This is a genomic window from Cyanothece sp. BG0011, from assembly GCF_003013815.1.
In the GTDB taxonomy this organism is placed as follows: Bacteria; Cyanobacteriota; Cyanobacteriia; order Cyanobacteriales; family Microcystaceae; genus Crocosphaera.
In genome coordinates this window covers 1-16,036 of sequence record NZ_PRLH01000208.1, presented here as the reverse complement: position 1 = coordinate 16,036, position 16,036 = coordinate 1, and the positions used below count along the sequence as shown (strand labels likewise).

At 40.6% G+C, this 16,036-nt stretch carries 8 protein-coding genes; 3 read left to right on the top strand and 5 right to left on the bottom strand.

Going from position 1 to position 16,036, the window contains the following annotated elements; all coding sequences use genetic code 11:
- Positions 1-3,429: alkaline phosphatase (locus C4E06_RS26575; protein ID WP_198649065.1), on the bottom strand; the 3,429-nt coding region annotated here is incomplete at its 3' end.
- A 636-nt stretch (positions 3,430-4,065) separates the two neighbouring features.
- Here C4E06_RS26575 and C4E06_RS26570 point away from each other — a divergent pair.
- A complete protein-coding gene (locus C4E06_RS26570; protein ID WP_107671337.1) occupies positions 4,066-10,818 on the top strand; it encodes a phytase in 6,753 nt (2,250 codons plus the stop codon).
- Between the two features lie 95 nt (positions 10,819-10,913).
- Here C4E06_RS26570 and C4E06_RS26565 read toward each other — a convergent pair whose 3' ends face one another.
- From C4E06_RS26565 to C4E06_RS26550, 4 genes are all read right to left on the bottom strand, one after another.
- Entirely contained in the window at positions 10,914-11,375 is a 462-nt protein-coding gene (locus tag C4E06_RS26565; protein WP_107671336.1) for a cupin domain-containing protein, read from the bottom strand.
- Between the two features lie 155 nt (positions 11,376-11,530).
- Positions 11,531-12,406, bottom strand: a complete 876-nt coding sequence (locus tag C4E06_RS26560; protein WP_107671335.1) for a Tab2/Atab2 family RNA-binding protein — start codon at positions 12,404-12,406, stop codon at positions 11,531-11,533.
- 150 nt (positions 12,407-12,556) lie between these two features.
- The gene (locus C4E06_RS26555; protein WP_107671334.1) at positions 12,557-13,039 is read right to left on the bottom strand and encodes a DUF4112 domain-containing protein; all 483 of its coding nucleotides are present in this window, start codon (positions 13,037-13,039) and stop codon (positions 12,557-12,559) included.
- A gap of 150 nt (positions 13,040-13,189) precedes the next feature.
- Complete coding sequence (locus C4E06_RS26550) at positions 13,190-13,504, bottom strand: hypothetical protein (protein ID WP_107671333.1); 315 nt, start codon at positions 13,502-13,504, stop codon at positions 13,190-13,192.
- A 226-nt stretch (positions 13,505-13,730) separates the two neighbouring features.
- On the opposite strand from C4E06_RS26550, the gene acs reads away from it, so the two are divergent.
- Together acs and C4E06_RS26540 are read left to right on the top strand one after the other, a co-directional pair.
- The gene (acs, locus tag C4E06_RS26545) at positions 13,731-15,710 is read left to right on the top strand and encodes an acetate--CoA ligase (RefSeq protein WP_107671332.1); all 1,980 of its coding nucleotides are present in this window, start codon (positions 13,731-13,733) and stop codon (positions 15,708-15,710) included.
- A gap of 57 nt (positions 15,711-15,767) precedes the next feature.
- Positions 15,768-15,995 (top strand): type II toxin-antitoxin system HicA family toxin, encoded by a 228-nt coding sequence (locus C4E06_RS26540; protein ID WP_008276657.1) that lies wholly within the window; start codon positions 15,768-15,770, stop codon positions 15,993-15,995.
- Positions 15,996-16,036 lie beyond the last annotated feature (41 nt).

Sequence of the window (16,036 nt, the reverse complement as noted above, 5' to 3'; positions counted from 1 at the left end):
CTGAGGTAAGAGATAAACGTTAGTTGAAGTTGAACTTCTATCAATGACATATTCCCCATTTTCATCGAATAAGGGATCGCCATTGGCATCGGTTTCAACAACGGCTAAAGCATTCTCATGACGGGCAATGAGTACCCCATCTTTGGTGGGAACTAAGTCCGGTTCGATGTAGTCGGCCCCGAATTCAATGCCAAGATTGTAAGCAGCAATGAGATCCCGACCCAAGAATCCTAAGGTATGTTCAGGGCGATCGCCACTTGCACCCCGATGGGCAATGACTAAGGGATCTTCACCGTCTAAGGTGTTGAAGTTGTAAATATTAGGGGTAGCAATGGGTGCGCTGAGTAATTCCCCATCTAAGTTAAATTCCAATAGATAAGGACCGAATTCTTCTCCGATCCAAATGCGATCGTCTGTGACAACAATGGATTCAACGTCAAAATCTGCCCCAGTTAAGAATCTTTCGGTGGTGCCTTCTTGAACGATATCAAAGTCAATGAAATCGTTAGGATCGGATAGTTGAATAAAGTCTAAAACTTCTGCATCTCCGGTTCCTTCGTCTTCGGTTTGGAAGTTGGGATCAACTTTAAAGATTCTTAGGAGATAATCAGCACTATTGGCTTTTGAACCATAACCGTTATCGGATAAGAACCAGTAGTTACCATCTTCGGCAAACTGTACCCCACTAAACCCTTGTACGGGTTGGTCATCAAAGGGAGTTTCGCGATTACCAGAACTGATATCATTACCAGAACCCCCAGGTAGTCCCGGTTCAAAGGTATCGGCTGGTAAAGACGAAAATCCGACTAAGGTAGAGATACTGTCAGGATTTACCCCGAACAGGGTTTCGTACATGAGACGGTACATATCGGTGTTATCCACCGTTGCAGCCAACTTATCAGAATTTAAACCGAATGCCTTAGACACAATACTACCAGCGACATCAGTGGTACTGGCGTAAGCGATACCAAAGTTAAAAATATCCCCATCAGCATCCGGTGCGCCAGTCACAAAGGGGGCGGTATCGTTTCCTCTGACTCCATCGCGGGGAACTTGGATACCAGAGGGGGCTTGAGTCCCTACAGTACCCACGGTTTCATCGTCAAAGGTGTCATCTACTTCTAAACCGCCAGCATCACTATCGGCAGCGGTTAACACTAAGGTATTAGGATTAACATTTTTAACGAAGTTTTGAGCCACACCGATGGCAGCATCGGCCCGTAAGGTAGCTTCAACAGTCCCAGGACCATTATTATTATTGGCGAAGTTGTCGGAACCTTCTTCTTCTAAGGCGATCATGAAGCCATCTTGAGCATTGGCGAACTTATTGAGTCCTAGGGTGGCTTCTAGCATTTCAGCAACGGTGGGGGGATTTTCGTTGCCTGGCTGTCCATACAGGATTAAATCGCCGTTTGCGTCAACGAACCCTTGTTCTTTTAATGCCTCTTCATTGGTATCGTTATAGGTATCTTCCGCCGCAAAAATCCCTAATACTTTCTCGGTATCAGCGGATAAGGCTTCTAAGTCTTCACGGGTATAAACAACGGTATAACCCATGGCTTCGGCTTCTTCGATGAGGTTACGCCCATCTTCCCGTATTCCTTCTTCCCCAAAACGTCCTACTGTACCAATGGGCAAATAGTGGATTTCGCCACCCCCCATGATTACATCAACCCCAGATTCGACGATTTCTAGGGTGATTTGTTGGACATCGCTACGACTTTCTACATCGGCCAGGAATACCCCCGTACCGGGTTCAGCAATAAACCCTGAGTTAATCACAGCAGTGGGTTTACCAGCGGCGATCGCTTCTTCCATCACCGTCATGCCTCGTCTGCCGGACAGGGAGGTGTAAGGGTTCCCTTCTTCGTCTAAACCGTAGCTACCGGAATGGGGCTTAATACCGTAGGCGTGAACCACTGCACCCCCATTAGAAGTGCCGACTAAGCGATCGTCCATGTGACCGAGGTAAACCCCAGCATCGGTCATTTTATCCCAATTTAAGCGACCATCTGGACCCACGGAGGCAAATCTGGCGGCAGCGTAATGGGAGGGACTGGTTCCGTCGGGGTGAATAAAGATGACGTTACCGGTTTTTTGCGTGGGTTCGGGGGCAGGGGTAATCTCCTTGAAATCGTCGGGAACCCCTTCTGGTGCGTCTAACTCCGTTTCAAACAGGGTTTCGTACATCAAGCGATAAATCCCTGTGTTATCGATGGTGGCAGGGAGTTTCTCGGCATTGACACCATAGGTTTTAGAAACAATGCTTCCTGCAACATCAGGACCCCCAGACCATAACACCCCAAATTCAAAGTTATCTCCATTGGCATCCGGTGCGCCGGTTTTAAAGGGGGCGGTGTCGTTGCCGGTGGTTCCGTCGTAGGGGACTCTCGTATCAAAGGGAGGCTGAATTCGGGTGGTACCAACGGTTTCCCCTGAGCGATCATCCGTTTCTAAACCACCGCCATCACTATCGGCAGCGGTAATAACGAGGGTGTCGGGATTGGTATTATCGACGTAATTTTTGGCCACACCGATGGCTGCATCGGCCCGTAAAACGGCTTCAATGGTTCCCCCGGCGTTGTTGTTGTTACCGAAGTTATCGGTGGCTTCTTCTTCTAAGACCACAAACATCCCGTTTTCAGGGTTGCGGAAACGATCTAAGTCGAGGGTTGCTTGTAGCATCTCGGCAATGGTGGGAGGATTTTCGTTTCCTGGTTGCCCGTAATAGATTAAGTTACCGTCTTCGTCAACGAAACCTTGCTCTTTTAATCTCTCTTCTGTGGTGTCGTTATAGGTATCTTCCGCCGCAAAAATCCCTAATACTTTCTGGGTATCGGAGGGGAGATTTTCTAAGTCTTCACGGGTATAAACCACGGTGTAACCCATAGCTTCGGCTTCTTCGATGAGGTTACGCCCATCTTCCCGTATTCCTTCTTCCCCAAAACGTCCTACTGTACCAATGGGCAAATAGTGGATTTCGCCACCCCCCATGATCACATCGACCCCAGATTCGACGATTTCTAGGGTAATTTGTTGGACATCGCTACGACTTTCTACATCAGCGAGGAATACCCCAGTGCCGGGTTCAGCGATAAAGCCTGAGTTAATCACGGCGGTGGCTTTGCCGGCTTCGATGGCTTCTTCCATAATGGTCATGCCTTGTCTGCCGGAAAGGGAGGTGTAAGGGTTCCCTTGTTCGTCTAAACCGTAGCTACCCCGATGGGATTTGATCCCGTAGGCGTGAACCACTGCGCCCCCATTCGAGGTACCAACGATGCTATCGTCCATGTGTCCGAGATACACCCCTGCATTGGTCATCTGGTCCCAGTTAAGTCGACCATCAGGCCCAACAGACGCAAAACGCCCTGCTGCAAAATGAGATGGGGTCGTCCCATCAGGGTGAATGAAGATTACGCTCTTAGCCATCTTTAATCGCCTTCACTATTTTTATTTTTTAGAGAAACTGGGCTGTAACTTTTCAGGATGATTGATTGATTGAGAACAGAAACATTTAGTATGCTCCTGTTAAAATAAAAATTAGTAACAAGTTAAGGGGGAAAAAATCTGCTCATGAAAAGACAGAACAATTCCCTCAACGCAGGGAAATTCGATTTTTCCTGCGTTTCCTGAAAAAGCACATTTAGATTAACTAACCCACCTATAAAAATATATTCATTCGTTAATTTTTGTCAAATATTTTTACGTATTTTTAATGATTTATTTGGACTTAAATTAGACTTATATTATTCTTAACCTTTTAATAATTACTAAATAGTATTTTAATCAAACCTAAGATAGTTGCACATATTATAATTTTTGTCAATCGAATTAATAGTTAACTGAATTTTAACCCTAATATTATTTAATTTTAATCAAAAGATGCGAGCCTGTTAGTTGTGATTGACAAACAAGAAAGAAGGTTAAAGCTATTGAGTGTTTTTCCGACAATTTAATCGTTTTTTCATAACTGATCTAAGCTATTGACTGAAAATAGCTTGTTTTACAATGAAAATTTCTAGGTTTGTCTATTTCTATTTTCCCTAACATCTAACAGTTAAAGTTATGATTCGTTTTGCCACATTCAATGCCTCTTTAAATCGCAATAGTGAGGGAGAATTAATTGCGGATTTATTGACCCCAAATGATCAGCAAGGTAAGACGGTTGCTGAGATTATTCAACGGGTTAATCCTGATGTTATTTTAATCAATGAATTTGATTTTGATGGGGTGGGGGGTGCTGCTCAACTCTACAGTAATAACTATTTAAACGTAAGTCAAAATGGGGTTAACCCCATTGACTACCCTTATTTTTATGTTGCCCCATCTAACACAGGAATTGCCTCTGGTTTTGATTTAGATAACAATGGAGAAGTTGTTACCAATCCTGGAGAATTTGGCTATGGAAATGATGCTTTCGGCTTTGGCAATTTTCCTGGGCAATTTGGCATGGCGGTGTATTCAAAGTATTCAATTAACTTTAGTAAAGTTCGGACTTTTCAGACCTTTTTATGGAAGGATATGCCGGATGCTTTATTACCCGTTGATCCGGTGAGTGGAGAGTCTTATTATTCAGAAGAAGAATTAGAGGTTTTTCGATTATCTTCTAAGAGTCATTGGGATTTACCCTTATTAATTAATGGAGAAACTGTACATTTTTTAGTGAGTCATCCCACCCCCCCAGTATTTGATGGTGAAGAAGATAGAAATGGAAGAAGAAATCATGATGAAATTCGTTTTTGGGCAGATTATATTACTCCAGGAAAGGGTGGTTATATTTATGATGATCAAGGAAACTTTGGGGGGTTAAAAGCAGGGGAAAAGTTTGTCATTGCAGGGGATCAAAATGCTGATCCCTTTGACGGAGATAGTGTTAATAATGCCATTAATCAATTATTAGATAATCCTTATATTAATACATCAGTAACTCCAGAAAGTGAGGGGGGTTTAGATGCTTCTAATAGACAAGGAACTATTAATAATAGTCATGTGGGTAATCCTAAGTTTGACACAGCAGACTTTAATGATAATAATCCTGGTAATTTACGGGTGGATTATGTGTTACCTTCTGAGAATTTAGAGATTACAGAAAGTGGGGTTTTTTGGCCGACTTCTGATGATCCATTATTTGATTTAGTGGGAAATTTTCCGTTTCCTAGTTCTGATCATCGTTTAGTTTATACAGATGTTAATGTGGAAAAGTCAATGATTGATTCAACTCGTAAAACAGTTAAAAGTATTAACTTTATTGGTGGGGTCAATTTCCCAACAGGTTTAACCTTTGAAGGGACAGAGTTTGGCGGTATTTCTGGCTTAGCTTATGATCAGTTTAATCGGGTTTACTATGGGTTATCTGATGATCGCAGTCAGTTAAATGATGCGCGTTTCTATACCCTAAATATTGATTTAAGTGATGGTATTTTAGACGTAAAAGATATTACTTTTAATAGAGTTACCACTTTATTAGATGAAGATGGCAAACCATTTATTAATAATGGCGTTGATCCAGAAGGCATTGCTTTAACATCACGGGGTACTTTATTTATTTCGTCTGAAGGTAATGCTAATACATTACTCAATCCATTTGTCAATGAGTTTTCTTTATCAGGACAACAGTTTAATACGTTACCAGTCCCTTCTAAATTTTTACCAACGGCGGATCAAAGTAGTGGAATTCGCAATAATCAAGCCTTTGAAAGTTTAACCATTACTCCTGATGAACGCTATTTATATACTGCCGTAGAAAATGCGTTATGGCAAGATGGAATTAACTCAACTCTAGAGGATGAAAGTGCAGTTAGAATTCTTCAATATGACTTAGAAACAGGAGAAGCAGGTAAAGAATTTCTCTATTTTACGGATACTATTCCTAATGATTCTAATCCCTCCGGTGGTTTTGCTGATAATGGGTTAGTTGAATTACTAGCCATTGATAATACAGGAACTTTCTTGGCGTTAGAACGCTCATTTGCTGCTGGTGTAGGTAACAATATTCGCCTCTATGAAGTTAATTTACAGGGTGCGACAGATATCAGTCAGTTTGACAGTTTAGCCATTGATCCTAATAATCCTAATGATGGGCTTTTTGATGTAGATGCGGTGGCACAAAAACGTCTATTAATTGATTTTGATCAATTGGGTATAACCTTAGATAACAGTGAAGGATTAGCTTTTGGTCCGACTTTACCCAATGGCAATCAATCCTTAATTGTTGTCAGTGATAACAATTTTAATGAGAGTCAGTTTACCCAATTTGCCGCTTTTGAACTCGATATTAATTCTATTCCCTTTGTTACCCCAACCTTAGAAACCCCTTCGGAAATTCGTTACGATGATCCCACTGATCCAAATGTAGTTGAAGGTTCGGATTCTGATGATCCAGCCATTTACATTCATCCTGATGATGTTGAACAAAGTATCGTTATTACCGCATTAAAAAATGGAGGATTAGCAGTTTATGATTTAGACGGAAACGAACTACAAAAAATTATCCCCGATAACATTCGTTATAACAACGTGGATCTGGTTTATGGGTTTAACTTAGATGGAGAAAGTATCGACATCGCAGTGGTAAGCGATCGCCACAATGATACGTTAGTCATCTTTGAAATTGATCCCACCACACAACAGTTAACGGATATCACATCTCCTAACATTTTAGAAACCATTTTTGGGATAGATGATGGCGAAGCAACTGCTTATGGTTTAGCTACTTATACCAGTCCCGTCACTGGACAAGTTTATACCTTTGTTTCTCAAGCAGATGGAGATCAAATTGCCCAATTAGAATTAATATCTGATGGACAAGGTAACATCACTGCTGAGATTGTTCGCACCTTATTCGTTCCTATTCCTGATGGGGGTGAGGTAGAAGATGCACAAGTTGAAGGAATGGTCGTGGATCGAGAATTAGGATATTTATATGTGGGACAAGAAGGGTTTGGAATTTGGAAATTTTATGCCGAACCTAACAGCAATGATATAGCAAGCATAGTTGATACAGTAAAAGATATTAATCCTGATAGTAATTTAACTGCAGATGTGGAAGGATTAACCATTTATTATGGAGAAGATGGAAAGGGTTATCTATTAGCTTCAAGTCAAGGAAATAGTTCGTTTGCTGTCTACGATCGCCAAGGAAGCAATTCTTATCTAGGTAACTTTGTGGTAGGAGAAACACCCCCCTTAGTAAGGGGGGAAGGGGGGATCGATAGTGTGGAAGAATCTGACGGGGCCGATATTATCAATGTTGCTTTAGGGGATAAGTTTCCCAAAGGACTTTTAGTCGTTCATGATGGATCTAACGAAGATGCAACGGTATTTCAAGATCCAGAAGATGGAGAAATTCAGAATTTTAACACCAATTTTAAATATATCAATTTAGAAGATTTAAGCGAAACCTTACCCTTCTTTAAACTAAATACAGACGGATATGATCCCCGTAACCCTGTCCCCAACTCCCTCATTAATGGTATTGCAAGCGGTGACACTACTCAAAATAGTACGGTGTTATGGGCCCGAAGTACCTTCACAGGAGACGTAACCATTGAATACGCTACCGATGCTAACTTTTCTTCTATCATCGCAACGGAAACCCTCACCGTTACTGATCCCACCCTTCCCGTTAAAGTAGAAATTGAGAACTTAACCCCCAATACTCAATACTACTATCGTGTGACCGATGCAGCCGGAGACACCGCTACAGGAGAGTTTAAAACGTCTGCGGAACTGGGAACTAACGCAGGGTTAACCTTTGGAGTCAGTGGAGACTGGAGAGGAGAGTTGGCCCCTTATCCTGCGATCGCCAATGCAGTGGATCGGGATCTGGACTTTTTTGTTGAACATGGGGACACTATCTATGCAGACATCGAGTCTGATGCAGTGAAAAACCCCGACGGAACCCGTAAACCACAAGCAGAAACCATAGAAGAGTATCGGGCCAAACATAGCGAGGTGTATGACTCCCGTTTCGGGTTCAACTTTTGGGAGGAGTTACGGGCCAACACTTCTATCCTTGCAACCATCGACGATCATGAAGTGATCAACGACTTCGCCGGCGGGGCCACAGCAGACACCGATGATCGCTTCAGCGAAACAGAAGGGTTGATCAATGACACGCAACTCTTTGAAAACGGTATGCAAACCTTCCAGGAATATAACCCCCTCAGAGACGAATTTTATGGGGATGTAGGGGACGAGAGATTTAACGGAGAACGGAAACTCTATCGCTATAGTAATTATGGGAGTGATGCTGCTGTTTTCGTCTTAGATACTCGTTCCTTTCGTGATGACGCATTAGATGGCCCAGCAAACTTTTTAAATATCGGCGATCGCTTAGCAGTTTTAAATCAGTCTTTAACGGAAGATAGAACCTTACTCGGAAGTGTTCAACTTTCTGATCTCAAACAAGACTTATTAGAGGCAGAAAATAATGGGATCACTTGGAAATTTGTCATGGTTCCTGAACCGATACAAAACATCTTTCCGGGGATCAATACGGATGCGTTTGAAGGATATGGAAAAGAACGCACCGAAATCCTCAAATTTATTAGCGAAAATAGCATTGATAATGTGGTTTTTGTAGCTGCGGATGTGCATACAACCTTTGTTAATAATCTCACCTATCAAGAAGAAGTAAACGGCGAACAAATTGCCACCAATGCGTTTGAAATAACCACCGGGGCCGTTGCTTTTGATGCCCCCACAGGTGAATTTTTAGGTAATTTATTTACTGCAGGTAATTCTAATTTACAAACTTTCTATAACTCCCTACCCATTGCACCGGATACGGATGACATTGTGAATGATAAAGATGATTTTGTTAAACAAGCAGTTAATAATGTCTTATTAACACCATTAGGATTTGATCCATTAGGACTCAATAATAATTTACCCCAAGCAGACGGTTTAATTGATGCTACTTTAATACAAGGTGATTATTTTGTGGGTCATACTTATGGTTGGACAGAGTTCGATATTGACCCTAAAACACAACAATTGAAGGTAATCACTTACGGAATAGAAGCTTATTCAGAAGATGAGTTACTCGCTGATATTGATAGTATTACCTCTCTTCAGCCAACCATTGTTAGTGAATTTATTGTTAATGCAAAGGCTAATAATACTTTTTCTAAAACAGTGAATGGAACAGAAGAAGATGACTTTATGGACTCAGTTGATCTCGATAATGGTTTTAATTTCAATGGAGATAATCAAATTCTTTTTGCTGGTTTAGGTAATGATTTTGTTGATGTTACTTTTGCACCAGGAAACAACATAATTAACTTAGAAGAGGGTGATGATATTGTCTTTGCAGGAGTCAACAATACCTTAAATGGAGGGTTTGGAAAAGATACCTTTTTTGTGGGAACTGGGGGAGGAAATAACACTATCATAGGAGGTGAAAATGCTGATAATTTTGTCATTGTTACCGATGAACAAGACTTACCCCTTGAACCGAATATCATTACTGATTTTAATCCGTTAGAAGATGATAAAATTAGTCTCTTAAATACCAGTTTTGATTATAGCGATCGCGGAGTATCTTGGGATACCATTCAAGACAATAATGACACCATTATCACTATCTTTGATCAACCCCTTGCTATCCTTCAAAATACCGATGCAGACAGCTTAACTGCTGATGCTTTCTTCTTCTCTAATACTACTTATTCTGAAGATCAAACCGTTTATGGAACAGAAGAAGATGACTTTATGGACTCAGTTGATTCTGATAATGGATTCAATTTTAATGGAAATAATCAGATTGTTTTTGCTGGTTTAGGTAATGATTTTGTTGACGTTACTTTTGCACCAGGAAACAACATAATTAACTTAGAAACCGGCGATGATATTGTTTTTGCAGGAGTCAATAATACCTTAAATGGAGGGTTTGGAAAAGACACCTTTTTTGTGGGAACTGGTGGGGGAAATAATACCCTCATTGGAGGTGAAAATGCTGATGATTTTGTCATTGTTACCGATGAACAAGACTTACCCATTAAACCGAATATTATTACTGATTTTAATCCGTTAGAAGATGATAAAATTAGCTTACTCAACACCAGTTTTGATGATAGCGATCGCGGAGTATCTTGGGATACCATTCAAGACAATAATGACACCATTATCACTATCTTTGATCAACCCGTTGCTATCCTTCAAAATACCGATGCAGATAGCTTAACTGCTGATGCTTTTTTCTTCTCGAATAACAATAATTCTCAATCTCCTGATGATAATGAGGTAACCCCTATTACTCAAGGGGAAACCGAATCGGATATTAATGATAATCCCAATTCCACAAATCCCGATCCAATCGTAGAAAATAATGAACCCATTAGTTTTGAACAAAGTGACGACGAAGGAGAACTTTTTGACCTACGAGAATTTAGTGGAATGCAGGTACAAGCTGACTTTTTGGTCAGTCGTAGTGCTAGTTTAAATAACTTTGTTGGCTTTTATGAAATTGACGATCTCACGGGAACAATTGACGGTATCACCCCAGGAAGCCGAGGTTATCGAGAAGCTGCTTTATCTCGTCGAGTGTCAGAAATTGGGTTACAAGTTAAGGATAAACAAACGGCTAATTTTACTGAAATTTTCACAGGAGGAAGTATTTATGCTCCCTTTATGATTGTTAATGCAAATCCAGAAACTATGAAAAACTCTTCAACAGTTTACTTTCCGTTTTTAGGAGCAAATCGTGATAAGAAAGATCGCATACGTCTCTTAGATCAAAATGTATTTGGTTTTGAAGATCGCAGGGATTTTGATTATAATGACTTGATTGTTGAGACAACGTTAACCGTTATCTAGGTTAACCATTTTTCTTAACTGTCATTCCGAGGTAACAAGGAATCTCATTAATCTCCTAATCATAGTAGATAGTATTTGAGAAACTCCATGACCTTTTAATTTTTGAAACCTCGTAACACTTGTAAATCTTCTTCGTCAAAACTTTCCGGAACCCCGTTACGAATCAATTCCGAAAAGTCTTCATTAGGAACCATGAAACAGATTGCATATAAACGATTTTTACCAATATTTCTAATTTCATGAATACCCGTCGGACGAACTAATAAACTATCCCCTGGATGGAGAGGAATATCTTTACCATCGCAAACCGCTAACCCTTCTCCTTTGAGGATAAAAAACATTTCTAATGCAAAGTTATGTCGATGGGTTGGGGTACTTCCTCCGGGGTCAAATATTTCCACACAAACCGTCAAAGAATCATCGGCCATACTGCTATCAAAAACGATCGCTAAACGGTTAGTATCCTGGGGAGTGATGCGAAACACTTGATAATCTTCAGGACTTTTGATCACAGGAATCATACAGTGATCGCTGGATACGGTAGATTGTGTATTCATAGTTACTATTTAGAATTGTCGCTATTTTCTTCCTATTCTATAGCACTAAAAATAGTCGTTACTGATACTGTAAGCATTCAGCTATCAGCCGTCAGCCATCAGCTTAAAGCTAATTTAAAGATAAAAATGACACCCCTCTGTCTATTTTCAAGGTTTCATGATTGATCGTCTTTAAGTAACCAAAAACCGCTAAACGCCTCGACATCGGGACGAGATTGAATGGCGAGAAAATGAACCCCTTTTGCTTTATTTTTTGTTTCTTCAAACCCTTTAGCTTCTGCCACGCTGCTTTCATTGGTTAAATTGGCTAAAATCCAACTATCACTTAACCCAGTTTCTAAAGAAAGGATAGGACGAGGTTTTTCTTGCACCTTGAGACAGACTAATTCTAACCCAGACATCCAACCCGCTAAGGGTAGGGCCCGTTGAGAAAAGATGATAAACCCTGGTATTTTCGTGTCAGGGGAAAGATCAGCTAATGCTAGGGGAAAGGCTTCCCCAAAGCGAATATCCCACTCTTTCATCTCGTCAAATGCTGATGCTTCGAGACTAAAAAAGGCCCATTTATCCGATCTATCTCCTCTAACAGCATCCGGTAACGCGATCGCATCGAGGGAAGGATAGGCCACAGATGTGTTACTAGCTGCTTTGTCATTATAACCTTCTTGAGCGGGATAAAACTCTTGTAACCGTTGATTTAGCCAATGATTGAGGGTATAGGTGCGACGACTGGGAGAGGCGACGAGTCCGGCATCTTCGCAAGCTTTTACAATCATATTATTCATCTGACGGCGGAAAAAGCGGATTTTACTGGGGGTTTCTCCTGCTTTCTCTATGGCAGTTTCTAATGCTTCCCGTAACCAGATGGAGTTGACGGTATTGGGAGGACAAAATTGAGCGTAACGAAACCCATTTTCTAGGGACTCTGTTGTATCTGTCTGGGTTTCGCAGATCAAGACTTCCCACTGTTTTTTCTTATTTTCGTCTAAAATTGGTCGTGAATAAAAATCGAGTTCCCAAACTTTGCCCATGATTTACCCTTAATGGTTTACCGAATCATAATAATATATTATCAGATTAGTAAATCAAAAAATATTTATTATTTCAATTGTTACTAGATTTAAACTTCATCTCAATTGAAACCTATCTTTTTATTCTGATAAACCTTTTCTTGAATAATTTCAGTTACTAACTGTATTTTTTTTCCAGACCCACATTACTATCACCCATGTCAAAAGAGTAAATCCTAATACAATTAAAATTAAAAATAGACTTAACCCAAACAAAAAAAGTGGGTTAACTTTCTTAGTTTCAGGAGTATAGTTTAAATGATGTTCTAATAACTCTATATTTCTTACATTAGCTTTCCAAGTCACATCAAAAACATCACCTAGTATGGGAACTGAACCTGCTAATGAATCTAACAATACGTTAGCTACCATTTGCCCAATCACCTTACGCTTTAATCCCATTCGTGCTGATTCTATAATTATATAAGCTGATAATACACCTGCTACAATGTCCCCACCCCCTGGTATTAATCCTAAAATGGGATCTAATCCTATTGTCCATTTTGTCCCTGGAATAGGTATGGCTTTGTCTAATATATGGCTAATCCGATGAAGACGGGTGACTTTTCTTTTACGAGGGGATAATTTAGACATATTTATTATTAACTAATTTTCATAAATAGACTCTTACTATATCCTCTTGAGAAATCTGTTTAAATATCATTGCTTGAATACTATTCAGTCTATCAAGCTATGGTCGATCATCATAGCCAAGCAACTTAACCTCCTTCTTGAAAAAATTCCTTAGTTTTTGTGACTTTCGAGAGGTGGAATTTTCCTAGTAGATTTAGGGAGAGTTGTTATACTTCCTTGAAAACCTCTATTCGTGTTTTTAAAGGTTTCGTTGAACTCTTTTAATTTAGCGTTGATTCTGGCTAATTGATAAATAATTATCGAACCAACTCCAAATCCAATCTCAGTATAAGCATTAGCTCTACTTCTTGTTTCTTGAAGCAAGTCTCCAGATTGATTCGCTGACTTAACTTGGACAAAATCATACAGCCCCATTGAGAAACAAAAAATTGCGATCACTATCCAAAAATCTCTAAGTTTTAACATTAGTTTTATCGGAAATCTTCACTTATAATTCTAACAATATTTAAGTTTTATCTGAGATTTTTTGTAAAAATCAAACTTTTGACTGAATCGGCAATTTAATCCAAGAAGTCGGATCAAAAAGTAGAGATTTTTATTAATTTTTGTAAATCAGTCAAAACCTTTTCTAAAGATGACTTACGACTTACAATCATAAAGATTACATAAACCTTTGTTGAGGTCTATACTTATGGTTGCATCCTCCGAAAAAAATAACATTGAATCTGTCTTACAAGAAGAACGAGTTTTTCAACCACCTGCTGAGTTTTCTAACAACGCACATATCAAAAGTCTTCAACAATATGAAGAACTATATGAGAAGGCCAAAAACGATCCCGAAAGCTTTTGGGCCCAACTAGCAGAACAAGAATTACATTGGTTCGAGAAATGGGATAAAGTTCTCGACTGGAACCCACCCAATGCCAAATGGTTTATCAATGGCAAAATCAATATGTCCTATAACTGCCTCGATCGCCATCTTACCACTTGGCGACGGAACAAAGCAGCTATTATCTGGGAAGGGGAACCCGGCGACTCTCGCACCCTGACTTATGGGGAACTTCACCGAGAAGTGTGTCAGTTTGCCAATGTACTCAAAGACATGGGAGTCCAAAAAGGCGATCGCATTGGGATCTATATGCCCATGGTTCCCGAAGCAGCGATCGCTATGTTAGCCTGTACTAGAATAGGTGCGCCCCATAGCGTCGTGTTTGGTGGGTTTAGTGCCGAAGCCTTACGCGATCGCCTAGAAGATGCAGAGGCTAAAGTTGTCATTACTGCGGATGGGGGTTTTCGCAAAGATAAGATTGTTCCCCTGAAAATAGAAGTGGATCAGGCCCTCGAAAATGGGGCTTCTAGCGTCGAAAAAGTGATTGTGGTACAACGAACCAAACAAGACGTTACCATGCGTGAGGGACGGGACTATTGGTGGCACGATCTCCAAAAAGATGCCTCTCCTAAATGCGATGCGGAGGTCATGGATAGCGAAGATCCTCTATTCATCCTTTATACCAGTGGTAGTACAGGAAAACCTAAAGGCGTAGTCCACACCACCGGCGGTTATAATCTTTATACTCACATGACCACAAAATGGATCTTTGATCTCAAAGATACAGATGTTTATTGGTGTACTGCCGATGTAGGCTGGATCACAGGACATAGTTATATTGTCTATGGTCCATTGTCCAATGGTGCAACATCCTTGATGTACGAAGGGGTTCCCCGTCCCTCAAACCCTGGTTGTTTCTGGGATGTGGTAGAAAAATATGGGGTTAATGTCTTTTATACTGCACCCACCGCTATCCGTGCATTCATGAAGATGGGAGAAGAGTTACCCAATGCGCGGGATCTCTCATCCTTGCGTTTATTGGGAACCGTTGGGGAACCCATCAACCCCGAAGCGTGGATGTGGTATCACCGAGTTATTGGGGGTGAAAAATGTCCTATTGTTGATACATGGTGGCAAACCGAAACCGGTGGGATCATGATTACACCCTTACCTGGCGCCACCCCCACTAAACCCGGATCAGCGACACGACCTTTCCCTGGTATTATTGCCGATGTGGTAGATAAAGACGGTAATGCAGTTCCCGACAATGCCGGAGGATACCTCGTTATTAAACATCCCTGGCCCAGTATGTTACGCACCGTCTATAAGAACCCTGAACGCTTCCAGAAGACCTATTGGGACCCCATTCCTGAAGTTGAAGGTAAACCGGTCTATTTTGCTGGTGATAGTGCGCGGAAAGACGAAAACGGCTATTTTTGGATTATGGGCCGTACCGATGACGTGATGAATGTATCGGGACACCGTTTGGGATCAATGGAGTTAGAGTCTGCGTTAGTGTCTCATCCTGCCGTTGCTGAAGCGTCTGTGGTAGGGGTTCCCCATGAGGTGAAAGGAGAGGATATTTATGCTTTTGTTACTTTAAAGGATAATTATAGCCCCAGTGATGAGTTGAACAAAGAGTTAAAGCAGCACGTTGTCACTAAGATCAGTGCGATCGCTCGTCCGGGTACTATTCAGTTTGCTGAGGCACTTCCAAAAACGCGATCGGGTAAAATTGTACGGCGTTTCTTACGTCAAATAGCTGCCGGTCAAGACATTGTAGGAGATAAGTCTACGGTGGTTGATCCGAGTGTTTTGGATAAGTTGAGAGAGAAGGGTTAATTATTAGTTTAGGGTGGGCTTTTTTAGTCCACCTTTTTAGTTGCGAACACAGATAAAATGGTCAAAAAAGATAAACTAATTGAGCGTTTAAAAAATAGTCCCAATAATGTAACCTTTACGGACATTCGTAAATTATTAGAATTAGAGGGATTTATTCTTGATAGAATTAGTGGTAGTCATCATATTTTTCAGAAAGCTGATACAATTTTTGTTATCCCAGTACATCGTAATCGAGTCAAATCGGTGTATGTTAAAAGAGTTATCCAATTAATAGAAGGAGAGTAAATATGAATTATCCTATGGTTATTTATCCCTGTGAAGAAGGA